We start from the raw sequence: 23,390 nt of genomic DNA on the forward strand, positions 1-23,390 counted from the left end.
CCGGGTTGAATAAACAAGTTTAGTCTGAATATGAATAATTGGTTGTGTAGTAACTTAAAATTATATAAATCATTGAAACAGCAAATCATTATGCAAATTGAACATGACACCGAACAACAATGCTTTACCTGCCAGCTGGATTCTAGTCAACACGCCTTTCTCAGCTACACACTACATGGTTACCATATTGATTTTATTCATACTCTGGTGCCGGAATCTCTCCGTGGTCAGGGAATTGCTGAAAAACTGGTCCGAGAAGGTTTATCGTGGGCCCGACACCAGGGTTTCACCATCTCTGCATCCTGCGGCTATGTACGTAAATTTATGTAGCAGCCAATTTTATTAATCAAGATAACTAATTAGTGTCGAAGTTATTTACAAAAAATAGACAGGACGTTCACTCATAGAGAACTTAACCCCTATTTTATAAGCGTTTTTATTTGTTGGTATCAATTTTGCCTATGGATGATCGATATTTTAATAATTATGAATATCAGCAGTCTTGATCAACTTTTAAGGATGGTCAAAGAAACCGTTATCATAAAAATAAGCCAAGGAATATCAGCTATGAAAAAAATCATTGCACCTTTGTTTACACTGACTCTGCTGACAGTTGCACCATCTGCTTTTAGTACTGGCTGGTGGGGAGGAGGCTGGGGTCCTGGTGATTGGGACTGGGGTGACTGGAACTGGGAATGTGATAATGGATGGGGCCAATGGGGGCATGACAGCTGTGACGATGACTCTGACCAACCACCTCCAGCAACATCCGTCCCGGAAATAAATGCGAATGGAGCCGGACTGGCACTGGCACTGCTTGGCGGTGTTGTGTTAGTGGCCAGAGAGAGAAAACGCAATAAGAATTAACAGCTCCCGACAGTACAACCACGCCATGGTTTGAGTCTCACCAACCATGCATGGGATCTCCTCTGACACAAGTATTTTGATGGCCCTCAATTAGGGCCATCAAAAAAATGTACGCCGATACTGAATGGGTTTTACCAGCCTGACCCAAAACACGCTACCCAGCAAAAACCCTTATTTACGCCAATTGCGTTTTCACAAGTACTGCTTTCCGATGAGAATAGAAACTATTACTATTCTTAGATGCTCCCATAAAAAAAGGGCCATAGGCCCTTTCTGGTAAACACCATTACTCAAGCCGTTTTCTGGCCCGCTCTGCCGCCGCAGCAACCTGAGCCGGAGCAGTACCACCCAAATGATCTCGGGCGCCAACAGAACCTTCCAATGTCAGAACATCGAAGACATCCTCTACAATCAAATCAGAAAAACTCTGCAGTTCAGTCAATGACATTTGTCCCAGGTCTTTCCCAACTTCAATACCATATGCAACGGATTTACCAACGACCTCATGGGCATCCCGGAAGGGCATACCTTTTTTCACCAAATAATCAGCCAGATCTGTCGCCGTCGAAAAACCTTGCAAGGCGGCTTCACGCATTTTTTCCTTTTTCGGACTGATATGGGGAACCATTTCTGCAAACGCATGCAGACTCCCCCACAGGTGGTCTATGGTATCAAACAGAGGTTCTTTATCTTCCTGGTTGTCTTTGTTGTAAGCCAACGGCTGGGATTTCATTAAAGTAAGCAGGCCTACCAAATGACCGAATATTCGTCCACTCTTGCCACGCACAAGCTCTGGCACATCGGGATTTTTCTTTTGCGGCATAATCGATGAACCGGTACAAAAACGATCCGGCAACGAAACAAAATCAAACTGCGCCGATGTCCACAACACCAGCTCCTCGCTCATGCGACTCAAATGCATCATGATCAGTGAAGCCACACTGGCAAATTCAATCGCAAAATCGCGATCTGATACAGAATCAAGAGAGTTTTCAGATGGCATATCAAAGCCAAGCAGCTCTGCTGTCATGGCTCTGTCTATGGGGTAAGTGGTCCCAGCCAGAGCAGCTGCCCCCAATGGCATAATGTTAACCCGCTTCCGACAATCCTGGAGACGCTCAGAGTCCCGCTGCAACATTTCATTCCAGGCCAGTAGATGATGTCCAAAAGTTACGGGCTGAGCCGTTTGCAGATGCGTAAATCCCGGCATCACGGTATCAGTATTGGATGCCGCCAGTTCAATCAAACCGAGTTGTAGACGTTTGAGCTCAGCAACAATGACATCCGTCTGATCACGCAGGTACAATCGAATATCTGTAGCCACCTGATCGTTACGGGAACGTCCGGTATGCAGTTTTTTGCCGATCAGCCCGATCTTCTCAGTCAGAGCTGACTCAATGTTCATATGGACATCTTCCAGCTCAACCCGCCAGTTAAAACGCCCACCTTCTATCTCTACAAGGATTTCCTGAAGTCCGTCGACTATCTGCTGTTTCTCCGACTCACTCAATACACCAACCGCGGCCAGCATGGTGGCGTGAGCAATGGAGCCCTGGATATCCTGTCGATACATCCGACGATCAAACCCGACAGAGGCAGTGAACTCTGCGACAAATTGATGAGTTGCTTCGGCAAAACGTCCGCCCCATGCGGAATTGGTCTGATCTGACATATTTCACTCTCGATTGCAGGTACATTCACAACAAAGTGCGCAATTATAGAGAGATCAAAACAAGATGTCGTCTATACTCTGATCCGTTGACAAAGATACATTCTGACTCAGAACCTGCTCCATTTGTTGAAGCAGCTCAACCAGTAAGATAAATACCTGTTCACTCGTTTCTTCCATATCCGCAAGCTTTTCCAGCGCCTGGTAAATATCTCCTTTGAGACAGAGCCTGATTGTATCAGATGCAATTTCATGAAACTGAATATGAGGGCCCTCCAACTCCTGGAAAGCCTTCAAGTGCGAATACTTTTGAGACTTCTCCTGATCGTAGTACCATTTTCCCAACCGACATTCCTGATGATTGTGAGCACATATCTGCTCCTCTGTCAGATGGTCGTTGGCTTCCATGAAAGAGGTATAGACCTTATTTTTCCAAACAAAATGATCCAATATCACTGACTGAATAAAACTTTCATGATTGGTGCGGTTGATCAGTTCAAGCATATCCCGGGAAATGTCAGTAATTTCACCAACAGTCTGGAACACGCTTTCGGTGGTTTCTGACAACTTATTACTCTCCAGCTTGATCCCGTCCACACCATCATCTGCCTGATCCGTCAGATTAATGATCTGGCTGATCAGACTGGCAATCTGATGCGTCGCTTCACTGGTTCTGCGCGCCAGGCTGCGCACTTCATCAGCCACGACTGCAAACCCTCTCCCCTGCTCCCCCGCACGTGCGGCTTCAATTGCAGCATTCAGTGCCAGCAGGTTGGTCTGATCAGAAATGGACTGAATCATGTCGACAAATTTATCAATGTCGTGAGAGGCTACTTTGAGTTGTTTCATGGTATCGGAGTTGGAACTCGCCAACTGATCGATATCCTTAAGATCCGCTGAAATCTGCCGCAGAATCGCCCCTATCTGGTTGGAGGTTGCTTCACCTTCACTCAAGCGAATGCGGTCCTGCTCCAACGCATCCGATTTACCCGCCACCATTTCCCGAAACGATGAGGATCGCTTTATCGCCTGAAAAATCAACTCCAGCAACCTCCGGTTCTGCTGGGACTGCGACACAATGTAGTCACCACGCATATCCGCCACTTTGCGAATGGACTTAAGCAACTCGTTTTCACTCTGTAACTGTCGGACCTGCTGTCGTAATACTTCTTGCTCTTGTCGCAAGCGGGATGCTTCCTGATATCTTGTCAGACCAAACCAGGCCATAAGAAACCGTTCCTCTTACTTTGTCAGCAGGAATATTTTTCGTCGCTGACTGAGTCTGCTAAATTGATACTCTCCTCAACCTAAGCATAGACAAAAAATGCAAAACCCCAACCCACAGACCAATGCTTTTTTGTTACCTAACTTCTGTAAGGATAAATCCATTTTTTTTCTGATTGCGGCAGCACAGACTGCGGTTATTCTGCTCGCATTAATGGATGCTGGAGTACGCCCGTTTGACTGGCAGCGCCTGTCGCTAATGACCTTACATGTGCAATGGGTCTGTATTGTCAGTGCCGCGATTACCTGTTGGCTGCGTCAACGGTTGATGAAATTATCCACACCGATGAGCATTCTGTTCGTCTGGTGCATTTTTGTCAGCGTTGGTTTCATTGTCAGTTGCGCCGGCCAAGCGCTCGTTTATGCAACCTTTAAAACCAGTACGGTAGGTCTGCATACACTCATGACCGGCCTCATCGCCGCGTTGATACTAAGATATTTTTATCTGCAACAACTGGTCATTAATCGCTCTCAAGCAGAGCTCAGGGCCCGTATTCAATCCCTGCACTCACGAATAAGACCTCATTTTCTGTTCAACAGCATGAACAGCATTGCCAGCCTCATACCAAGCGATCCGGCGACAGCAGAAACGGCAGTGGAAAATCTGTCAGACTTATTCCGGGCAAGTCTCAAAGAGACTGATGAGCAGGTCAGCCTGGCGCAAGAGGTCGACCTCGCCAGACAGTTTTTATTTATCGAACAACTTCGGCTCGGTTCACGTCTGAGCGTAAAGTGGGACATCCAGGCACGACCGGAAAAATGGCGGATACCGCAACTGACTCTGCAACCACTATTGGAAAATGCTATCCAACACGGAATTCAACAATGCCTTGAGGGCGGCACCATAAATATTCGCCTTTACGAATCCGACAAAACGCTGAAAATTACTATTGTAAATCCACTGCCAGAAAAAACCCCGACTCAATCACAATCCCGTCAAGGTAATCGTATAGCACTGCAAAATATTGAACATCGAATACAATCTATATATGGAGATACAGCTAGAATATCAGCAACAAAAACAGAGAAAGAATACATATGCATTCTGAGCCTGCCGCGAATAAACAATCGATCTCTACAGAAAACGCGATAACAGTACTGATTGTCGATGACGAGCATCTGGCCAGGGAACGCCTGAAACGATTTATTAGTGGAATCAACCATTGCAAAGTTATCGGTGAAGCCGAAAACGGTATTCAGGCTATCGATCTGTTTTCCAAACTCGCTCCAGACATTCTGTTACTGGATATCAGAATGCCAAGTATGACAGGCATTGAAGTTGCCCAGCACTTAAGCCGCCTGGATCATCGTCCAGCCATTATCTTCTGTACCGCCTATGACGACTACGCCCTCGAGGCCTTCAAAGTCAATGCAGTGGATTACCTGGTCAAACCAGTCCGCCTGGCAGACCTTGAAAACGCCATTCTGAAAGCCAGCAGCCTGAATCGTGCTCAGCTCAATGCCATGCAGCTGCAACAACAGGAGCTCAATCAGCGTTCACATCTTAGCGTTACAAGTCATCGGGGGCTGGAGTTGATTCCGGTTTCTGAAATTCGTTGTTTTCGGGCAGAACAGAAGTATGTGGCAATTGTGACAGACCAGGGGGAGTGGCTGGTGGATGAGCCTTTGAAACAGCTTGAGAAAGAGTTTGTGGACCAGTTTTTAAGAATTCATCGTAACGCACTAATTGCGATCAGATATGTTGAACGACTCGAACGAACCAATGAAGGGCAACAACAGATTTATCTGCAGGGACTGCAACAACCGCTTAAAATCAGCAGGCGTCATTTAAGCGAAGTCAAAAAACACCTGCGTAGATTAATAATATGAAGGGAATCAGGCAGCCGTAATAATCCGGTATTTTTCCATCAGCTGGTCCTGATTCTCAACCCGATTCGGATCCTTGGGAATACAATCGACGGGGCATACCTGCTGGCACTGAGGCTCATCGTAATGGCCCACGCATTCTGTACAAAGGTTCGGATCAATCTCATAGATCTCCTCACCTTCCGATATTGCACTGTTCGGGCACTCGGGTTCACACACATCACAGTTGATGCATTCATCTGTAATCATTAATGCCATTGAGTCTTACCTCTTACTGACTGTAACCATGAACTTCTGCCAATGCCGCTGCCACCTCAGGGTGAACAAACCTGGTAACATTGCCACCAAGTGACGACACTTCGCGGATCATGGTAGACGATATAAATGATAAATGTTCTGTCGGGGTTAAAAACAAACTTTCCACCTCAGGAGCCAGTTGTCGATACATATTGGCCAGCTGAAATTCGTACTCAAAGTCAGATACTGCCCGCAATCCCCTGATGATGGCAGTAGCCTGCTTTTCACGGACAAAATCCGTCAACAAGTTACGGAAACCGATCACTTCGACATTGGGAAAGGTAGCCAATACCTGTTTGGCCAGATGTACGCGGATATCCAGAGGAAATAATGGCTTTTTCTTTGGACTGGCCGCCACCGCAACAATAACGTGATCAAAAAGTTTGGCTGCCCTGCCAACCAGATCAGTATGACCATTGGTAACCGGGTCAAATGTTCCAGGATATACAGCGATACTCATAAGCTTACACCTGTGCCAGCTCAAGAAAACGGGGCGCGAATGGTAGCCGAAAACCCCGTTGCTCACAAATTTTGCCGATTCACTAACGAATAAATATTTTCTGCATCAACTTCACCAGCCAACGATCATATGGCGGATTGAACAGCCGGGTCAGGTGAATTCGGCCGCGACGATGAATCCCTTTGGCATTGGAAAACTGCTGAAAACCTTCCCAACCATGATAGTGCCCCATGCCAGACGGCCCCACTCCCCCAAACGGAATACTGTCCACCCCGACATGAATGGCCGCATCATTCACCATCGCACCACCGGAATGGGTTTGCTCCATTACCTGACGCTGTACTGTTACGTCATTACTGAAAATATAAAGAGCCAGCGGCCTGGGTGCACTATTCACCATATCCACAGCCTGTTGCAAGTCACGATACGCGACTATCGGTAATAGTGGCCCAAAGATTTCTTCCTGCATGATACGCATTTCTGATGTCACTCCGGTTACCAATATCAGAGGCCGGTGTCTGGCATCTGCCAAGTACTCCTGCGTCTTAATCACATTGGCCCCAAGGCTGGTCGCTTCCGCCAGCAGCTGATCCAAACGCGTCCGCTGACGGTCACTAATAACGTAAGTGCAGTCTGTATTGGTAGCCGCATCCGGCAGCTGCTGGCTATATAGCGCCTTGAGTTCATCAACGAGCTGACCAACCTTGCCTTCAGGACATAACACGTAATCTGGCGCAACACAGGTCTGTCCAGCACTCATAATTTTAGGCCATAGCAAGCGTCTGGCGGCTTCACGGATATCGTAATCCGGCGCCACGACCACCGGTGACTTCCCCCCCAACTCCAGCGTCACAGGGGTCAGGTTTTCGGCTGCCGCTTTCATCACAGCACGCCCAATATTCGTCGACCCGGTAAACAACAGATGATCAAAAGGCAAACTGGAGAACGCCTGTGCCACCTGACTATCACCATTAACCACTTGGACCAGATCATTTCCAAAGTACTGTTGACACAGCTCAGCAAACAAACGACCAAAGTTAGGGGTATATTCCGACATCTTGATCATCATTCGATTACCTGCCGCCATGGCCGAAACCATCGGTCCGGCAGACAGCATCAACGGATAGTTCCAGGGTGCCACAACCCCTATGACGCCAAGTGGCTGATAAAGAACCTGACTTTGACCAGGGAAGAACAGCAGACCACTGGAGCGCCGGGCAGGTTTCATCCATCGACGCAGGTGGCGAAGGTTGAAACGAATCGCGCTGATTACCGGCAGTATCTCCAGAATACGGGTCTCATCCAGTGATCGCCGCCCAAAATCTTCATTGATAGCAGCTGCAATCTCATCCTGTTTCTCGACCAGCAATCGTTTTAATGTCAGCAGCCACTGCCTACGTTCGTTCAGTGTCGGATAACGATGACCAGTATATGCGGTCGTTAATTGCTCCAAACCAACCGTTAAATCTTGCTGCACGCCATTGACCTCTCTCAAGGTTATCGAAAAAAACAGAATCAATCACGATGCAGCATCAAACACAATGGAACAGCTCTTGTGCTCACAAACAACTGCACATCCATATTCATTATTAAAAAGAAGGCTGGGAATCGCCGCTATTACGGTAGAGACCGTACACCAGTGTTGAAGTGCTCTTTTCTTTCACCGGCAACCATCCTTCCGGTAACGGGACATCCGTCTCTCGTTCTATATATACCTGAGCATCTACCGTTAACAGAGACAGGAAACGCGGGTGATTCAATATTTTGTCCAGCCACCCCTGGTGAAAAGGCGGGTCCAAAAACACCAGATCATAGTTCTGCTCTGGCAGCTGATTTAAAACACTTAATGCGTCTCCCTGAACAACACTACCGTGCTCACACTTCAATACGGACAAATGCTGTTGCAAACTGCGACTCGCCGCAGCATTCAGCTCGACAAAGTCTGTCGCCTGCGCCCCTCGTGACAAAGCCTCCAGCCCTAAAGCACCACTGCCAGCAAACAAATCCAAACATCGGCAGCCCACCACCTCCACGGCCAGCCAGTTGAACAATGTTTCCCGAATACGGTCGTGACTCGGTCTGAGCCCCTGCACAGTTGGAAATGAAAACTTCCGGCCACGCCAATCTCCGGCGATGATCCTGAATTCGTTGCGCCCACTATGAGTCGTTTTTTTTCTGTTTTTCATCGTGCTCTTCATTGATTGAAACTTTGCAAAACCTGCTGCACCTGCTGGAGAGTCAGCGCCTCCAGTCGCTCTGTCTGGTGGCTGATAAAAGTGTCTGGCAAATGATATATCGCCATTGCTGTCAGATAGCGGTGTATCTGCGCGGGCGAACGAAGGGACACGTCCGCAAATTGTTTCAGTGGCTGTAGTGCTGCAACATATTCCTGTTCACTAGGAGCGCGTAGCCAGTCAGGCTGTATTGTGGTATTCAACGTCAAATAACTGGTCGTACGCTGATGGTCCCAGCGCAATTGCAAATCATATCCCGCCATACGGTGGGACAATATATCTGCCGCCACAATCATGGCCAGCTGGTCAGGGCTGCCAAATGGTGGACTGGCAATAACGCTCAATGCTGTCGGCGCAGGAATAGCAACATCCACGGCTTTGCCTTTGGCTTTATGTAACTCCGTGCGGACACTTTCCAGCATGCCGGCATCCACTTCGCCACTCATCACCAGAATATCATCCGGCATAACCGGTGACAGCCATTGATCCAGAAAGTCCAGGGTGAGCTCCAGCTGGGCTTGGGTAGCCGGAATGACAACCCTGGTTACGGCCATGCCATTGCGAAAACTAAAGGAAAAATCCTGATGTTCTGGAACATCAACCCGATTCACAGGCATACGCTTTTGTGCCACAGACAGTGCAATCAAACCACTACCAGGCAGGTTCACCCAGCGATCAGCCCCTAACCTGCCAATAGCGAGGGAACTGATATCAAATTTATAAATCGTTTCAGGTACCGACTGTTTTTCGGTTTTAGAGCCCATATTATTGAGCACCACAACCAGTGGAATCAGGACAATAATCAGGATCCACAATGTCGTGCGACTCAATTGTATGAATCCCAGTTGTTTTCGTTTGACGGACACGCGTTTATTATCCTTATCTATTACGTCAATCTGTTACAATCCGGCTATGGCATAATCGCCATCCCGTATTGCCACCGCTATTTCTGGATTTTTTCATATATGTTCGGTTTTGGAAAAAAAAACAAAGCGAAGAAAGCATCATCACAAAGCGTTGAAGCATCTGAACAACAAGCACCTGATGTTACTCCAGCAACGCCTGCTCCGCAGCCTGCCACTCAGGAAAAACCCCGACTGAGCTGGTTTGCCCGCATGAAACAGGGGCTGGGTAGAACCCGCAGTGGCCTGACCGACGGACTGGCCAATCTGTTACTCGGGAAAAAAAATATTGATGATGAGCTGTTCGAGGAAATTGAAACATTGCTGTTAATGGCAGATGTCGGTATCGATGCCACCCAGCATATAATCAAAACCCTTACTGCCAAAGCATCACGCAAGGAGCTGTCGGATTCTGATGCTCTGTACCAAGCACTCAAACTTGAGCTGCAGGCCATCCTGACACCTGTCGAACAACCCCTTACCATTGCAGACACCCAACACCCATACGTGATTCTTGTGGTCGGCGTAAACGGCGTGGGAAAAACCACCACCATCGGCAAGATGGCACGCTATTTCAAGGAGCAGGGTAAATCAGTCATGTTGGCGGCCGGTGATACTTTTCGGGCAGCCGCAGTCGAGCAGCTGCAAGCCTGGGGGGAACGCAATGATGTCCCCGTCGTGGCTCAACATACCGGCGCCGATAGTGCCTCGGTCATTTTTGATGCAGTTGCTGCCGCCAAATCCCGAAACATTGATGTTCTGATTGCAGACACAGCCGGGCGCCTGCACAACAAAGACAACCTTATGAGTGAGCTTGAAAAGGTTGTCCGGGTCATGAAAAAGCAAGACCCCGAGGCTCCTCATGAGACCATGCTGGTGCTTGATGCCGCCACCGGCCAGAATGCTTTGAGTCAGGCGAAGATCTTTGGCGAGTCTGTCAACGTATCCGGCCTGTGTTTGACCAAGCTGGACGGAACAGCCAAAGGTGGAATTATTTTCGCGCTGGCTCAGCAGCTTCAAATTCCGATCCGTTTTATTGGAGTTGGAGAAAGTGCCGAAGATCTGAGGCCATTCGAAGCGAAATCCTTTACCGATGCCTTGTTTGTCAGTGAAGACAGCCCGGAATGATTCACTTCGAACAAGTCTCCAAGCGATATCTCGGAGGACATGAGGCGCTCAAAAGTCTGACGTTCAATATGGCTCCAGGCGAAATGGCGTTCCTGACCGGACATTCCGGAGCAGGTAAAAGTACTCTGCTTAAAATGATTGCGCTGATCGAAAAACCGTCCAGCGGTCATATCCGCATCGCCGGACAGATACTAAATCGTATGAATCGCCGTCAGATCCCCTTTTTTCGCCGCCAGATTGGGTTGGTATTTCAGAACCACAACCTGCTGATGGACCGGTCTGTTTTCGACAACGTCGCACTGCCCCTGCTGATCGAAGGCGAGTCACCACGCGAAATCGGTCGCCGAGTCAGGGCGGCTCTCGACAAAGTGGGCCTGCTTGAACGTGAATCTTATCTACCCATTATGCTGTCCGGTGGAGAGCAACAACGGGTTGGAATCGCTCGGGCAGTGGTCACCAAACCCAAACTGCTGCTGGCAGACGAACCAACCGGAAACCTTGATCCCAAATTGAGCCGCGAGGTTATGAATTTGTTTGCGGATTTTAACCGAGTGGGAACGACTGTGTTGATTGCCAGCCATGACCTTGGCCTGATTGCCCGCATGCCTTTCCGTGTTATGACTCTGAAAAATGGAGAACTGGTCAGAGGTGCCGATGGAGGTGAACGTGCCCAGAATTAAAAAAGGCGCTGTGGCCCGTAAGATTCACTTCGCCGAAAAACGGGACGCCTGGCTGCGACACCATCGTTATCTGGCCATGGATAGCATGAGGCAGATGCTTAAGCGACCGCTTTCAGCGGCCCTTACCTGGATGGTGATTGCCATCGCCCTGTCTCTGCCCACCTTGATGGTGATGGCATTGCTGAACCTGAAACAAATTACCGGCCCACTCAACGAAGGTGCTCAACTCAGCCTCTATCTTGATCAATCCGTATCTACCGACCGGGCAGAAAAGTTGGCCAGAGAACTGAAGCAACGACCGGAAATCAAAAGCACTCGCTATATCAGCCCAAATGATGGTTTACGTGAGTTCAAAGAATTTTCCGGCCTGGGCAATATTATCGACAGTCTGGAAAACAACCCACTGCCCGCACTGATCGTGATTCAACCGATGGAAGAAACAGCGGCCACGGTGGAAGGCCTCAAAATCATGCTGGAAGCACTGCCCGAGGCAGATACGGTACAGCTGGATTTGATCTGGGTTCAGCGACTAAACCAGATCAGTCGGATTGCAGAGCGGGTAGTTGGCGTTCTGGGGCTGATTCTGTCTATGGCGGTGGTACTAGTGGTTGGCAATACCATCCGCCTGGCTATTGAGTCCCGTCGGGATGAAATTCTGGTCATCAAACTGGTTGGCGCAACTGATGCATTTGTACGACGCCCATTCCTGTACATGGGCTTCTGGTATGGTCTGGCGGGAGGGATCTTTGCCGTCATCATCGTTACAACCTGTTACTGGTATCTGCACGAGCCGGTTACTCGTCTAATCAATACGCTATCAGCAGGATTTATCTTTGAATCCATTCACTGGTGGGGAACGTTGCTGGTTATCGCGACATCCATCAGCATCAGTATGTTTGGCACCATCATGGCGGTCAGTCGCCATATACGGGCAATAGAACCAACCTAAATTAGTAAAATCTGATACTGTCAGTCAAAGGTAAAAAAAGCGGCTAATACTTGATCTCAATCCTCAGTTAACGATAAATAATACCCTGATAAGGGAAGCCATTGAGGGCTAAGCCCGATTGCATCGATATTTTTCATGTTATACTAACCGATGCATGTGTCTGCGCCTTAACTGATAGGGCAGGCTCACAACACACATTCGAGGTGAACATATGACTAAAAGCTTACCAGCAGTTGCATTCGAGAATCTGGCTCCAGGGCAGAATCTTGATGCATATATTCAGGTCGTCAACGGTTTTGAGATACTGTCTGCTGAGGAAGAAAAAGAGTTAGCTGAGCGCCTGTATTATAAAGGCGATCTGCAAGCCGCCCGTCAGTTGGTCATGTCTCATTTACGGTTTGTCGTTCATATTGCGAAAAGTTATTCAGGTTATGGCCTTAATCAGGCAGACCTGATTCAGGAAGGCAACGTAGGACTGATGAAAGCGGTCAAACGGTTTAATCCCGAAGTCGGAGTCAGACTGGTTTCATTCGCGGTACACTGGATTAAAGCCGAAATCCATGAATTCATTTTGCGTAACTGGCGCATCGTCAAGGTGGCAACCACCAAGGCCCAAAGAAAACTATTCTTTAATTTACGCAGCTCCAAAAAACGTCTGGGCTGGTTAAACCAGAGAGAAGCGAGAGAAATCGCGGAAACACTGGGTGTCAAAGAATCGACCGTTTATGAAATGGAAGGCCGCATGACTGCTCAGGATATGGGCTTTGATGCTGACAACGATGACGATGAGAGCGCCTTTCAGGCTCCGGTCTATACGATTGAAGATACTCGTTACAACCCTGCCACTATGGCTGAAAACGAGAATTATGAGGATGATGCCAACAGCCGTTTGCTGTCTGCACTCGAAGATCTTGACGAGCGCAGCAAGGACATCCTGATGCAGCGATGGTTAAGTGAGAATAAAGCCACTCTGCATGATCTGGCTGCTAAATATGGCGTATCTGCGGAACGCATCAGACAGCTGGAAAAAAATGCTATGAAGAAAGTACGGAAAGTGCTTGAAGCAGGTGGCATTGAAGTATAACAACGCTGATGAATTGATAAGCCGTGTCGAAACAGATTCGACACGGCTTTTTTATTGTCTGCAACATTCAGTTAGAATCTCTCTACACTCTGGTTAACCCACTAAAACTAATACCCGTCATGGTCAGTCAAAAAACCCAATTATATGCCCTTGGTCTGCTGGGAACAGCGGTAGCTCTGGGAGCTTTCGGTGCCCATATCATCAAAGATATGGTGACTCCCGAACGCCTTGATACCTGGCACACTGCAGCTCGCTATCAATTCTGGCATGGCCTTGCCCTGCTGATATTGGCAGAACACCAGATCCGGTCACCCCAAACAGTAGCATTGAAAACATGCGCGCGACTGTTTCTGGCAGGGACACTGGTATTCAGCCTTTCACTGTATGCCTTGTGTCTGACAGATATCTCTATACTGGGAGCTGTAACTCCTGTTGGTGGAGTTCTCATGCTATCCGGCTGGGTCTACTGGTTTACAACGGTTTTAAAGCAAACAAAATATGACAACAGATAAACAACTGAAAAAAATTCGCAGCTTCGTCATGCGCCAGGGACGGATGACCGAGGGGCAACAACGCGGTTTGGATGAGGTATATCCGAGACTGGGACTGAACCCTGAGACCGTATTCAACAGCCAGGAAATATTTGGCAACAACCACCCACTGGTGATCGAAATCGGCTTTGGTATGGGCGACTCGCTACTGCAAATGGCCATGGCAGAGCCCAACTACAACTTTATTGGCATTGAGGTTCACTTATCCGGTGTCGGACGCCTTTTGAATAATGCCGATAAAACCGGCGTCAGCAATCTGAGGGTTTATAAAGATGATGCGGTGGAAGTCCTGAAGCATTGTTTTGCCGACAACTCCATTGAACGACTGCAGCTGTTTTTCCCGGATCCCTGGCATAAGAAGAAACACCATAAACGTCGTATTGTACAAGCTGATTTCGCCAACCTGGTCCGTCGTAAACTTAAACCGGAAGGTATCTGGCATCTGGCGACGGATTGGCAACCATATGCAGAACAAATGCTGGAAGTACTCACATCAACCCAAGGCTTTAGCAATACAGCCGGTGAAGGACAGTATTCTGAACGACCGGTTTATCGGCCAGAAACCAAGTTCGAACGTCGAGGCGTTCGCCTGGGGCACGGAGTCTGGGACTTAATATTCAAGAAGACAGAGATAGAATAATGAAAAAAGACAAACAAAGAGTAGAATCAGAAGAATGGGATACCACACGTTTTGAGGTGTTTTTTTCGTTAAAATCCCATGACGAAACCGACCGCGACTTTGTCATTCTCGAAAAAGCCTATCGATCCATGCCTGTTCCATTATTTGAGCAGTTTCTGGAGATATTTGTAGACAGAAATCACAATCTCCAAGCTAAAAACAAAGCCGGTCAGACGATGCTTGAGATTATTGCCAAACACGCGCAGTCAACAGAATATCTTCAAGCCATTCAGCAGCGTATTAACTGAACCTGATGACAGCAATGATACACGGACGTATCTTGTCACATAGCTGTTCGCTATCGGCATCATTCCAAAACGAATTATTTCAAATCCGCAGATACTGATACTCTGGTTGTCATTACTGGAGCTTCAGACTATGAGTTGGATTTTATTCACATTTCTTGCCGTCAGCATGCAAACTGTCAGAACAGCCGGACAAAAACGACTTGGCGGACACATATCCCCAATATTGGTCACTTGGGTTCGTTTCGGTTTTGGACTGCCATTTACCATAGTTTATTGGCTGTATCTGTCATATATCATCAAAGACACATACCTGGACCTCAATACAACATTTTTCCAATATTCTTTTTTTGCAGCCATCGCTCAAATTGTTGCTACTTTTCTGTTGGTACATGCGCTCAAACTTCGTAATTTCAGCGTTGGAACCACTTTTGCGAAAACAGAAGCTATTTTTACGGCACTGCTGGGCTTTCTATTCTTTCAACAACCTCTCAGCCTGTTAGCAGGCATTGCCATTTTTATTGGCGCGACGGGAACAATTTTAGCGGGCCTGATCAAACCTTACAGAACAATACTGACAGAACCATCGCTTATCTATGGCCTTGGAGCCGGGCTCGGTTTTGGTCTTGCATCGCTTTGGTTACGACAGGCAAGCCTGTCACTACATGGCAACTATATATACTCAGCCGCCACAACTCTGATGACGATTGTCTCACTACAGGTATTTATCTCTGCGATTCCCATGATAAAGAACCCTGCAAATAGCATCAGACAATTAAAACACCATTGGAAAGCATGTATATTTGTTGGCGCCACCAGTGCTGTCGGATCAATCGGCTGGTTCACTGCCATGACATTTCAGACAGCGGCAATTGTAAAAGGCCTCGGACAGATAGAGTTTGTTCTGTCTATTCTGATCACTACCTTTTACTTTCGTGAACGCATCTCATACAACGAATGGACAGGTATGATCCTGGTTACATCATCCGTATGTCTATTATTGTTTGTCAGTTGACAGATTCCCTGGCGTACAATATGTCACAAAAACTGTTGCTGTAGATCAAGAATTTCAGCATCAAGACGATCATTCAACGCCACTTCAAGTTGTTGCTTTCGCTGATCCAGTAGCTTTCGGTTTGGCGCAACAACAAGCACCGACAGTATTGAATGATCAAGCTCTTCTTTGAGCTCCGTTTCACTGGCTGCAACATCGCTATGACCACCTAAAAATTTTACCAGTCTGGTGACACGTTGACTTTTATCCTTTAACGATTCCACACCGTGAAATCGGATATGGTATTGCATCAATATAATCTGCATAGAACGCCTTGTTTTTGTTTCACTTTGATACATGTCAACACATTCTATCTCAATCAGTCTATGTTTTGATTATCTGCCACTTTTATGAGGTTTGTGTCATGGCTGCCAAACTACTCGAACACTTACACAACGAGCATAAAAACCTGTCTCGTTTTCTTTACTGTTTTAGATATCAGTTACAAGGTTTTGGCGACCCGGATCAGGACGCAAATATCAACCTGATTATGGATATGCTTGACTATATCAATACATTTCCGGAGCGTTACCACCACCCGGTTGAAGATGTTATTTTTAAAAAACTGTTGAGTAAGTCGATTCCAGACCCGGATATTATTACTGGCGTGCTGGCCCAGCATGCCAAGCTGGAGGAGATCACTCAAAAGCTAAAAAATGATTTTAACGCCGTGGCCATGGACATTGCCATGCCAATGGATCAACTGAAAATCGATGCACATCTCTATCTGGATATGCAGTTAGAACATCTGGATGTTGAAGAAAGCGATATTTTTCCACTGGCGGATGAGTACCTGGAAGAGGACGACTGGACCGAACTGGAAAACATGGTAGAAACCATTTCCGAAGACCCATTATTTGATAACACTCGAAAAGAATACGACTCTTTACTCTCAGAAATCACTAATTTTGAAGCTCAGGGCCTGGATGAGGAGACCAGAAGTAAATTCACTGATGATTGAGAAATTGTTGTGTAGTCACATTGTTAATACGCCACCAATCCGGCAATAATCTTTGAATATTTGCCCGGAAAAATCGATCATCGATTAAAATCAGATAACCAGAGTCATTAACGCCCCGAATGACTCTACCTGCAGCCTGAATAACTTTCTGCAATCCTGGAAATAAATAAGCATACTCATACCCATGACCAAACACCTGATGCATATTTTTCTTCAGCGCTTCATTGCGCTGATTAAGCTGTGGTAGTCCTAGTGTCAGAATAAACGCACCTATCAATTGCTCACCTGGTAAATCCACCCCTTCCCCAAATGCACCGCCCAACACCACCAACCCGAGTGTATTGATCTTCTGATCAAATGCAGCCATAAATTCCGTTCGCTCAGATTCCGACATACTGGCTGCCTGCCGGATAATTCGATGATCCTTAACAACGTGTTGTAAACGACTACCAACCTGCTCTAGGTATGCAAACGAACTGAAAAAAACCAGGTAGTTACCTGGGCACCTTTGTAGCTGACAACGAATAATATCAATGACCGAATCCACTGAACGCTCCCTATCCAGATAACGAGTGGAAATATCAGTAATGACCTTAATGTTCAGTTGCTGAGCTGAAAAAGGAGAGGCTATCTGTTGGACTGGACAATCCTCGCCAAGACCGAGAGTATCCTTAAAAAAAGCAAAGGGAGTCAGCGTACCGGAAAAAACCACACTGGATTGTGCAGCAGCAAAACGTTCCCTCAGCAGTTCTGCCGGAATCTGGTTCAATAACCGGATAGCGGCATGTGTCTTTTCAACCTCCGTTTCCATCACAAAATGATGGTTAAATAACTCTGCCACTCCCATAAACTGGATAACAGAAAAGTAGAACTCCAGATGCTGCTGAGGTAGAACTCCATGCTCATATTCATCAGTCAGATATTCACTATAGTCAGACACAAAACGCGATAAACAGCCAATCAGGTCTTTATCGAGACTGCCACTGATGTGAACCCCTTCCGGCCACTGTTTTTCAATTTTCAGCCACCGTCGGTTTAGTCGTTCGAGAATTTTTCTGCCGGCATGATTATGTATTTTTCTGGCAGCCAGCAACTCCTTTCTGCTCAGTTCAGCTGAATACATGCTACGACCTCTGTCGAGCAGGTTATGAGCTTCATCAATCAGTAAGCCTGTATACCATTCATTGGCTTTACTCAAACCGTAGATCTGTGCTGATATATCAAACCAATAGTTATAGTCAGCAATCAGAACATCACTCCATTTGAGCATTTCCTGTGCCAGATAGTAAGGACATACTTGAAACCTAGAAGCAATATCTCCAACATCATCAGCCATCAACCAGGCATTTGCAAAAGCAGCCTGCCGGGCTTCTCTAAGACGGTCATAAAAACCGTTGGCGAGGGGACAGGAATCACCATGACAGGCCAGATCAGGATGTTCACAGACTTTATCCCGGGCTTTCATTTCGACAACACGCAAAACACGTGACTGATCCAGTTGTAACTTTTTAAGAGCCTCCCTGACCAATACTCTGCCAGGCGTCTTGGCCGTTAAAAACACCAACTTATCAAACTTGCCAGACATCATGGCCTTAAGAGCCGGAAACAACGCGGCCAGCGTCTTGCCAATTCCGGTTGGCGCTTCAATGATCAGTTTTTTTTGCAGTCGAAAAGCCTTATAAACGCTTTCCGCAAAATCCCGCTGCCCTGTTCGGAACTCCGGATAAGGAAAACTCAGTTGCTCCAATAACTGACTTCGTTGCTGCATGGCAACCTCAAGCTGCCGCGACCACTCCATAAATACTCGAACACAATCATCCAGGAACAATTTCAGCTCTTCGGCACTAAAACATTTCTCTTCAATGGTTTCCTTTTTCTGGTCCACGTGCCAGTACACCAGCGCCACACCAATTTCAGAATGTCTGTGCTGCTCACAATAAATCGCAGCATACAGTCGTGCCTGCGCCCAATGTAATGCTTTATGGTTATCAGGCAACCGCGTTAACTGTCCACGATAAGTTTTTATCTCCTCAATACGATGACGATCTCGATCATAACCATCCGCCCGCCCGCGAACACAAAGCAGCTGTTGATATTGATAAACCAGAGAAATTTCTGACTGGTAGTTGTCCGAACGCCGGCTATAGATTGCCTGATGACCTTCGATACCTTCCAGACCAGAAGGAGCAGGCGTGAAACGCAGATCCAAACTTCCGCTTTTACAGCAGAACTCGGCCAGATTGCGGACACTAACTGTTTGCATCATTCAACCACTGAACATATAGCACAGATGCTGGAATCTGATGGCGTATAAAATAGTTAAACCAGCGTATTTGATTATCCTGCAAACGATCTCCTGGACCTTTGACTTCCACCAATCGATAGCAAGGTCGATCAGAATCAAACACAACAAGGTCTGGAAATCCGCTGCTATTACTTTTTATATCAAACAAAATCCGTTCAAAAACTGTTCTCAAATGTTGAATGGGAATACACCTTTGCACCGACTGCAACAGCGTTTCGTCAATGACCGACCAGTTTACAAATGGATTAGCAATTCCATGTTTCTCCTGGTAACGACCTGCCAGCCACTTATGATAACCGGGTTGCTGCATCCGCTCCCAGCCAGCAGCAATTTCACCTGCCCGGGTACTGGCAAAATCGGTTGTATATAAGTCACGAGGTGCTGACTGGAATGGATGGAAAAATGCACCAGGACAAGGCTTGAAAATGGCCTCCCAAAAGGTCAGACCAAACAAACCATTAAACAGACTGTTCTCCACATAGACTGCCTGCCGACTCGATGATGTCAGGCTTTCTGCGGCCAACAGTTCGACTGGTTCAGGACGACAATCCAATTGAGTAGTATGCTGTTCAATCGGAGCCATCACAGCAACACTGACCTTACGAGCCACCTTGCGGGCCAGTCGCTTGATCATTTTCTGACAGCTCTGCTGTTCATTTTCGTCCAACGGCTCCGCCAATGCCAACTCACACAGCTGAAAAGCCTCTTCATATCGCTGTTGTTTTTCGAGTACACGAATGTGACGTTCACGTGCCCGGCAATAATCATTATCAAGATAACAGTCTAGCGCCTGATCAAACTCACTTTTGCGTTCATAGTCGTAACCAATACGATACAGAGCCTTATCTCTTTTCTGGTTCAACCAATCACTATTAATCGGTTCAGGTAGACTATCAAGAGCCTGATCGGTAAGACCTTGTTCCAAAAACTCTCGACTAATCAGCAGCTGGCGGTAAAACTCAATCTGTTGACGAGTCTGAAATGCACGAGTGCTGTCGTCGAAAGGAATCACTTCATAACGAAATAACCCAAGATCAGTTAATACAAATTCAGTCAGATCCTGATAAGGATTACCAAAAAACATCAGACAAAAACAGTCAAACATGTCCTGACATTGTAATTGGATCAAAGGATCATCGAGTTCCGCCGCCCATTGACTCCAGTGCTTTTTCGATTGCAATCCGTAACATTCATATAATTGTTCTGATAACTGTTTTTTACTGGCTTTTGGCAACGCCAGTTCATGACCAAAACATGCAAGCAGCTCCGCTTTCAGCATTTGTCCGGTCACAATTTCAATATCAATGACCGGATCTATCTCCACCAGTTCATGCAGACAAAGTTCTTTAACCGCAACATCAATATGATCGACTTCCGGATATACCAGCTTGGAACAACGAAAATACTGCTTAGTCCGCATTAACATTCGAACCAACAGGCATTGACTGGCGACAGATAGTTGACGGAATATCTCCAGAAAGTCATGTTCTGTTGGCAACAGTAAGTCGTCGTAGCGCTGCTCGACCCACTGCAATAACGTGTGAAAATTACTCAAATAATAGGGTTGATCGACTTCTGGAAAATAACTCAATGAAACCACCGGCATTTTTACGTTTAGCGACTATATTTATTACTACTATTGACGTAGCGCCGATTCATATGGAGCAGTAATGAATAAGCCATTGCGCGGACTAAAATCATGGGTAAAACATATCAGTCAGATGGAATTACCCTCTCTTTCCAATATTTTACAGGAGCTTAATCGCATTACCGATGACCATCAATCGAGTGTACAGGAACTCGCCGATGTCATCCTTAAAGATGCATCCATGACAGCCCAGGTGTTAAGGGTTGCCAATTCAGTTCAGTTCAATCCCAGCGGTCAAACCATTCATACCATCAGTAAGGCCATCGTCCAGATTGGTTTTAATGAAATAAAAGCCATCAGTACGACGGTTTTGATCATTGATACTTTACTGAAACACAGCCACAACGATAATTTTTTGCTGGATACCATCGCCCGATCTTTTCACGCCGCCATACAGGCGAAAAATATAGCCTACAACCTGGCGCCAGAGAAGCGTGAAGAAATCTTCATTGCAGCATTACTGTATCACCTTGGAGAAATGGCCTTTCTGGCCTGTCATTTACCACAGGTGGATGAATATATTCAGCAAGTCAATGAGACCCCTCAGGATAAGGCCGCGATTTGCCTCGACATTCTGGGAGTCGGTTTTGGTTCCATCACCAAAGCCTTGTGTAAGGAGTGGGATCTGGGACCACTGGTCATACAGGCCCTGGATCGCCCGGAACATCCGACCCGAAGCGTTGCCGCAGTTCTGATGGGCGAAGCCATCAGCCAAACTGTCACCAAAGGTTGGCAATCCAGGGAAATGCGCCGACTGGTCAGCCAGGTCAGTCGCTTTACCGGATTAAACGATGACAAGACCGAGGACTTAATTGTCGCAGGAGCCGATGAAGCCAGTGCAGTGGCAAAATCATATGGTGCAGAAAAAATATGCCATTTGCTGCCTTCCGGCAGTCAGCTTCGGGATATACAACCGGAAAGCAGCGAAAGCGCAACGCAACTACAACTTAAGTTTTTACATGAACTAACCGATCTAACTCTTGAAAAAGCCGATATAAACCGGGTTTTTCTGACTGTTATCCAAGGCCTGAGCCGTGGAGTGCTGATCAAACGTTGTGCAGTTGCACTGTTCGATATGCAACGGGAGTATCTTGAAGCCAGATATTTTGCCGGACGTAATACTCAACTCTGGAAAGAACAATTTCGCATGCCGGTCATGGACTCAGACTATGCCAAGGACGTTTTTTCTGTCGCCCTCAACCAATATCAACCAATCTGGATGGGACAGGATCCATCACGGGAAAAACTGCGCTACCAGGCACTGCGCAAAATCCTCCCCGATGGAGATTGTTTTGTTGCCCCCATCACTTACCGTAACCGTAACATTGGTGTGCTTTATGGCGATGGCAACGGTGATCCACTCACCAGCACTCAATTCAACGACTTCTGCCTGTTTTCCAAGCAGACCAACCTTGGACTGTCTATCCTGATCAAAGACAGTTAAGTATTCTGGGAAAAACAAACAGGTCTGGATGATCACCTTCTGTCACAAACTGGCAATACAACGAATTGCTCAGGACTGACACACAGATCTGTTTCCCACCATTACATTCGGTTACCATCAACAGACTCAAAATACCGGAGTCACCATGACAAAAGCTGTTCGAATCGCAACCCGCAAAAGCCCGCTGGCACTTTGGCAGGCGGAATTCGTCAAACAGGCGTTGATTAAAAATCACCCAGAACTTGAGGTGGAGTTGCGAACCTTTACCACCCAGGGAGATAAAATTCTCGATACTCCTCTATCCAAAGTGGGAGGAAAGGGACTATTTGTTAAAGAGCTGGAAAATGCCATGCTCAATGGTGACGCAGATATTGCCGTGCACTCCATGAAGGATGTTCCTATGGAACTGCCTCCCGGACTGGAACTGGCGGTGATCTGTGAACGGGAAAATCCCCATGACGCTTTTGTATCAAACCGATACGATAGTATCGATCAGCTCCCGCAAGGGGCTTTGGTGGGAACATCCAGCATGCGCCGGCAAAGTCAGATAAAACACTGGCGTCCGGATCTGCAGGTGGCATCATTGCGTGGCAGTGTCGGCACCCGGCTGGAAAAGCTTGATCAGGGTAATTTCGACGCCATTGTTCTGGCCGCAGCGGGATTAATCCGACTGGAATTAAAGTCACGCGTCGCCCAGCTGATACCAGAATCAATATCCACCCCGGCCTGTGGTCAGGGCGCGGTGGGAATTGAATGTCGCAGCAATGATGACTGGATAAAATCGCTGATCCGTCCTCTGATGCACGGAACAACCTGGCTCAGAGTGACAGCCGAAAGAGCCATGAATAAGAAACTGAACGGTGGGTGCCAGGTCCCAATTGCGGGGTTTGCAAAACTTGACTCAGATAATATTCTTGCGCTTGAAGGTCGTGTTGGTGAAACTGATGGTTCTCGGCTCATCATAAAAACGGCCGAACGATTACTCGAAGGCAATATAGAACAGCAAACCCTAATCGCGGAGCAATTAGGTCAGAATGTCGCCCAGCAACTTCTGGACGGAGGTGCTGAAGGTATTTTGCAACGTTTGTATGGAAATCAATGAAGGTACTAATTACTAGACCC

Annotated in this window: 25 protein-coding genes and 1 pseudogene; 15 read left to right on the plus strand and 11 right to left on the minus strand. The window is 47.0% G+C overall.

Going from position 1 to position 23,390, the window contains the following annotated elements; translation table 11 throughout:
* The first annotated feature begins 90 nt into the window (after nt 1-90).
* Both ACQY6I_RS16300 and ACQY6I_RS16305 read left to right on the plus strand, forming a co-directional pair.
* Nucleotides 91-330 carry a GNAT family N-acetyltransferase gene (locus ACQY6I_RS16300; RefSeq protein ID WP_428242561.1) on the plus strand — a complete coding sequence of 80 codons (240 nt, stop codon included), beginning with the start codon at nt 91-93 and terminating at the stop codon, nt 328-330.
* Nucleotides 331-567: 237 nt separating this feature from the next.
* Nucleotides 568-867 carry a hypothetical protein gene (locus ACQY6I_RS16305; protein ID WP_428242562.1) on the plus strand — a complete coding sequence of 100 codons (300 nt, stop codon included), beginning with the start codon at nt 568-570 and terminating at the stop codon, nt 865-867.
* A gap of 286 nt (nt 868-1,153) precedes the next feature.
* Here ACQY6I_RS16305 and argH read toward each other — a convergent pair whose 3' ends face one another.
* The 3 genes and pseudogenes from argH to ACQY6I_RS16320 all read right to left on the minus strand — a co-directional run.
* Nucleotides 1,154-2,539 carry an argininosuccinate lyase gene (gene argH, locus ACQY6I_RS16310; RefSeq protein ID WP_428242563.1) on the minus strand — a complete coding sequence of 462 codons (1,386 nt, stop codon included), beginning with the start codon at nt 2,537-2,539 and terminating at the stop codon, nt 1,154-1,156.
* A 54-nt stretch (nt 2,540-2,593) separates the two neighbouring features.
* Nucleotides 2,594-3,040: a CZB domain-containing protein gene (locus ACQY6I_RS16315; RefSeq protein ID WP_428242738.1), complete on the minus strand. Its 447-nt coding sequence runs from the start codon at nt 3,038-3,040 to the stop codon at nt 2,594-2,596.
* Nucleotides 3,041-3,085: 45 nt separating this feature from the next.
* Nucleotides 3,086-3,334 (minus strand): annotated as a pseudogene (locus ACQY6I_RS16320) (methyl-accepting chemotaxis protein); the annotation flags it as partial.
* A 526-nt stretch (nt 3,335-3,860) separates the two neighbouring features.
* Here ACQY6I_RS16320 and ACQY6I_RS16325 point away from each other — a divergent pair.
* Together ACQY6I_RS16325 and ACQY6I_RS16330 are read left to right on the plus strand one after the other, a co-directional pair.
* Nucleotides 3,861-4,913 (plus strand): sensor histidine kinase, encoded by a 1,053-nt coding sequence (locus ACQY6I_RS16325; RefSeq protein ID WP_428242564.1) that lies wholly within the window; start codon nt 3,861-3,863, stop codon nt 4,911-4,913.
* Nucleotides 4,859-5,650, plus strand: coding sequence for a LytR/AlgR family response regulator transcription factor (locus ACQY6I_RS16330; RefSeq protein WP_428242565.1), 792 nt, complete (start codon nt 4,859-4,861; stop codon nt 5,648-5,650). The genes ACQY6I_RS16325 and ACQY6I_RS16330 overlap by 55 nt, the downstream gene beginning before the upstream one ends.
* A 6-nt stretch (nt 5,651-5,656) precedes the next feature.
* Here the strand turns inward: ACQY6I_RS16330 and ACQY6I_RS16335 are convergent, their stop codons facing one another.
* The 5 genes from ACQY6I_RS16335 to ACQY6I_RS16355 all read right to left on the minus strand — a co-directional run bounded on the left by ACQY6I_RS16335 (nt 5,657) and on the right by ACQY6I_RS16355 (nt 9,504).
* Nucleotides 5,657-5,905 (minus strand): YfhL family 4Fe-4S dicluster ferredoxin, encoded by a 249-nt coding sequence (locus tag ACQY6I_RS16335; protein ID WP_428242566.1) that lies wholly within the window; start codon nt 5,903-5,905, stop codon nt 5,657-5,659.
* 13 nt (nt 5,906-5,918) lie between these two features.
* Nucleotides 5,919-6,404 (minus strand): pantetheine-phosphate adenylyltransferase, encoded by a 486-nt coding sequence (coaD, locus tag ACQY6I_RS16340; protein WP_428242567.1) that lies wholly within the window; start codon nt 6,402-6,404, stop codon nt 5,919-5,921.
* Between the two features lie 82 nt (nt 6,405-6,486).
* On the minus strand, nt 6,487-7,881 hold the full coding sequence (locus ACQY6I_RS16345) for a coniferyl aldehyde dehydrogenase (protein ID WP_428242568.1): 1,395 nt from the start codon (nt 7,879-7,881) through the stop codon (nt 6,487-6,489).
* 112 nt (nt 7,882-7,993) lie between these two features.
* Complete coding sequence (rsmD, locus tag ACQY6I_RS16350) at nt 7,994-8,590, minus strand: 16S rRNA (guanine(966)-N(2))-methyltransferase RsmD (RefSeq protein WP_428242569.1); 597 nt, start codon at nt 8,588-8,590, stop codon at nt 7,994-7,996.
* An 8-nt stretch (nt 8,591-8,598) separates the two neighbouring features.
* Nucleotides 8,599-9,504, minus strand: a complete 906-nt coding sequence (locus ACQY6I_RS16355; protein ID WP_428242570.1) for a hypothetical protein — start codon at nt 9,502-9,504, stop codon at nt 8,599-8,601.
* 99 nt (nt 9,505-9,603) lie between these two features.
* On the opposite strand from ACQY6I_RS16355, the gene ftsY reads away from it, so the two are divergent.
* The 8 genes from ftsY (at nt 9,604) to ACQY6I_RS16395 (ending at nt 15,871) form a co-directional block, all read left to right on the plus strand.
* Nucleotides 9,604-10,668, plus strand: a complete 1,065-nt coding sequence (gene ftsY, locus ACQY6I_RS16360; protein WP_428242571.1) for a signal recognition particle-docking protein FtsY — start codon at nt 9,604-9,606, stop codon at nt 10,666-10,668.
* Nucleotides 10,665-11,348, plus strand: a complete 684-nt coding sequence (ftsE, locus tag ACQY6I_RS16365; RefSeq protein ID WP_428242572.1) for a cell division ATP-binding protein FtsE — start codon at nt 10,665-10,667, stop codon at nt 11,346-11,348. The genes ftsY and ftsE overlap by 4 nt, the downstream gene beginning before the upstream one ends.
* Nucleotides 11,335-12,297, plus strand: a complete 963-nt coding sequence (gene ftsX / locus ACQY6I_RS16370; RefSeq protein ID WP_428242573.1) for a permease-like cell division protein FtsX — start codon at nt 11,335-11,337, stop codon at nt 12,295-12,297. Before ftsE ends, ftsX begins: the two co-directional genes overlap by 14 nt.
* A gap of 211 nt (nt 12,298-12,508) precedes the next feature.
* The gene (gene rpoH / locus ACQY6I_RS16375) at nt 12,509-13,381 is read left to right on the plus strand and encodes an RNA polymerase sigma factor RpoH (RefSeq protein WP_428242574.1); all 873 of its coding nucleotides are present in this window, start codon (nt 12,509-12,511) and stop codon (nt 13,379-13,381) included.
* 23 nt (nt 13,382-13,404) lie between these two features.
* Entirely contained in the window at nt 13,405-13,893 is a 489-nt protein-coding gene (locus ACQY6I_RS16380; protein WP_428242575.1) for a DUF423 domain-containing protein, read from the plus strand.
* Nucleotides 13,880-14,572 carry a tRNA (guanosine(46)-N7)-methyltransferase TrmB gene (gene trmB / locus ACQY6I_RS16385; protein WP_428242576.1) on the plus strand — a complete coding sequence of 231 codons (693 nt, stop codon included), beginning with the start codon at nt 13,880-13,882 and terminating at the stop codon, nt 14,570-14,572. The genes ACQY6I_RS16380 and trmB overlap by 14 nt, the downstream gene beginning before the upstream one ends.
* Nucleotides 14,572-14,859 (plus strand): PA4642 family protein, encoded by a 288-nt coding sequence (locus ACQY6I_RS16390; protein ID WP_428242577.1) that lies wholly within the window; start codon nt 14,572-14,574, stop codon nt 14,857-14,859. The genes trmB and ACQY6I_RS16390 overlap by 1 nt, the downstream gene beginning before the upstream one ends.
* A 130-nt stretch (nt 14,860-14,989) precedes the next feature.
* Nucleotides 14,990-15,871 (plus strand): EamA family transporter, encoded by an 882-nt coding sequence (locus tag ACQY6I_RS16395; RefSeq protein WP_428242578.1) that lies wholly within the window; start codon nt 14,990-14,992, stop codon nt 15,869-15,871.
* Nucleotides 15,872-15,894: 23 nt separating this feature from the next.
* Here the strand turns inward: ACQY6I_RS16395 and ACQY6I_RS16400 are convergent, their stop codons facing one another.
* A complete protein-coding gene (locus ACQY6I_RS16400; protein ID WP_428242579.1) occupies nt 15,895-16,176 on the minus strand; it encodes a DUF503 family protein in 282 nt (93 codons plus the stop codon).
* Nucleotides 16,177-16,274: 98 nt separating this feature from the next.
* Between ACQY6I_RS16400 and ACQY6I_RS16405 the strand changes: the two genes are divergently transcribed.
* Nucleotides 16,275-16,871 (plus strand): hemerythrin domain-containing protein, encoded by a 597-nt coding sequence (locus ACQY6I_RS16405; protein ID WP_428242580.1) that lies wholly within the window; start codon nt 16,275-16,277, stop codon nt 16,869-16,871.
* Here ACQY6I_RS16405 and ACQY6I_RS16410 read toward each other — a convergent pair.
* Nucleotides 16,858-19,137: an ATP-dependent DNA helicase gene (locus ACQY6I_RS16410; protein WP_428242581.1), complete on the minus strand. Its 2,280-nt coding sequence runs from the start codon at nt 19,135-19,137 to the stop codon at nt 16,858-16,860. The two genes, ACQY6I_RS16405 and ACQY6I_RS16410, sit on opposite strands and share 14 nt — an antisense overlap.
* Entirely contained in the window at nt 19,121-20,767 is a 1,647-nt protein-coding gene (locus tag ACQY6I_RS16415; protein WP_428242582.1) for a VRR-NUC domain-containing protein, read from the minus strand. The genes ACQY6I_RS16410 and ACQY6I_RS16415 overlap by 17 nt, the downstream gene beginning before the upstream one ends.
* Nucleotides 20,768-20,846: 79 nt before the next feature.
* Between ACQY6I_RS16415 and ACQY6I_RS16420 the strand changes: the two genes are divergently transcribed.
* Together ACQY6I_RS16420 and hemC are read left to right on the plus strand one after the other, a co-directional pair.
* Entirely contained in the window at nt 20,847-22,268 is a 1,422-nt protein-coding gene (locus ACQY6I_RS16420) for an HDOD domain-containing protein (protein WP_428242583.1), read from the plus strand.
* Nucleotides 22,269-22,413: 145 nt separating this feature from the next.
* Complete coding sequence (hemC, locus tag ACQY6I_RS16425) at nt 22,414-23,370, plus strand: hydroxymethylbilane synthase (RefSeq protein WP_428242584.1); 957 nt, start codon at nt 22,414-22,416, stop codon at nt 23,368-23,370.
* The last annotated feature ends 20 nt before the right edge of the window (nt 23,371-23,390 follow it).

This window comes from Gynuella sp., from assembly GCF_050297175.1.
Classification (GTDB): Bacteria; Pseudomonadota; Gammaproteobacteria; order Pseudomonadales; family Natronospirillaceae; genus Gynuella.

What these genes read in the sequence shown, in the direction of transcription:
- trmB (WP_428242576.1), top strand. Translation starts at nt 13,880, where the DNA reads ATGACAACAGATAAACAACTGAAAAAAATTCGCAGCTTCGTCATGCGC.
- ACQY6I_RS16405 (WP_428242580.1), top strand. Translation starts at nt 16,275, where the DNA reads ATGGCTGCCAAACTACTCGAACACTTACACAACGAGCATAAAAACCTG.
- ftsE (WP_428242572.1), top strand. Translation starts at nt 10,665, where the DNA reads ATGATTCACTTCGAACAAGTCTCCAAGCGATATCTCGGAGGACATGAG.
- ACQY6I_RS16325 (WP_428242564.1), top strand. Translation starts at nt 3,861, where the DNA reads ATGCAAAACCCCAACCCACAGACCAATGCTTTTTTGTTACCTAACTTC.
- rpoH (WP_428242574.1), top strand. Translation starts at nt 12,509, where the DNA reads ATGACTAAAAGCTTACCAGCAGTTGCATTCGAGAATCTGGCTCCAGGG.
- coaD (WP_428242567.1), bottom strand. Translation starts at nt 6,404, where the DNA reads ATGAGTATCGCTGTATATCCTGGAACATTTGACCCGGTTACCAATGGT.
- ACQY6I_RS16335 (WP_428242566.1), bottom strand. Translation starts at nt 5,905, where the DNA reads ATGGCATTAATGATTACAGATGAATGCATCAACTGTGATGTGTGTGAA.
- ACQY6I_RS16390 (WP_428242577.1), top strand. Translation starts at nt 14,572, where the DNA reads ATGAAAAAAGACAAACAAAGAGTAGAATCAGAAGAATGGGATACCACA.
- ACQY6I_RS16300 (WP_428242561.1), top strand. Translation starts at nt 91, where the DNA reads ATGCAAATTGAACATGACACCGAACAACAATGCTTTACCTGCCAGCTG.
- rsmD (WP_428242569.1), bottom strand. Translation starts at nt 8,590, where the DNA reads ATGAAAAACAGAAAAAAAACGACTCATAGTGGGCGCAACGAATTCAGG.
- ACQY6I_RS16400 (WP_428242579.1), bottom strand. Translation starts at nt 16,176, where the DNA reads ATGCAGATTATATTGATGCAATACCATATCCGATTTCACGGTGTGGAA.
- ACQY6I_RS16420 (WP_428242583.1), top strand. Translation starts at nt 20,847, where the DNA reads ATGAATAAGCCATTGCGCGGACTAAAATCATGGGTAAAACATATCAGT.
- ACQY6I_RS16395 (WP_428242578.1), top strand. Translation starts at nt 14,990, where the DNA reads ATGAGTTGGATTTTATTCACATTTCTTGCCGTCAGCATGCAAACTGTC.
- ACQY6I_RS16305 (WP_428242562.1), top strand. Translation starts at nt 568, where the DNA reads ATGAAAAAAATCATTGCACCTTTGTTTACACTGACTCTGCTGACAGTT.
- ACQY6I_RS16330 (WP_428242565.1), top strand. Translation starts at nt 4,859, where the DNA reads ATGCATTCTGAGCCTGCCGCGAATAAACAATCGATCTCTACAGAAAAC.
- ACQY6I_RS16410 (WP_428242581.1), bottom strand. Translation starts at nt 19,137, where the DNA reads ATGATGCAAACAGTTAGTGTCCGCAATCTGGCCGAGTTCTGCTGTAAA.
- argH (WP_428242563.1), bottom strand. Translation starts at nt 2,539, where the DNA reads ATGTCAGATCAGACCAATTCCGCATGGGGCGGACGTTTTGCCGAAGCA.
- hemC (WP_428242584.1), top strand. Translation starts at nt 22,414, where the DNA reads ATGACAAAAGCTGTTCGAATCGCAACCCGCAAAAGCCCGCTGGCACTT.
- ACQY6I_RS16315 (WP_428242738.1), bottom strand. Translation starts at nt 3,040, where the DNA reads ATGCTTGAACTGATCAACCGCACCAATCATGAAAGTTTTATTCAGTCA.
- ftsY (WP_428242571.1), top strand. Translation starts at nt 9,604, where the DNA reads ATGTTCGGTTTTGGAAAAAAAAACAAAGCGAAGAAAGCATCATCACAA.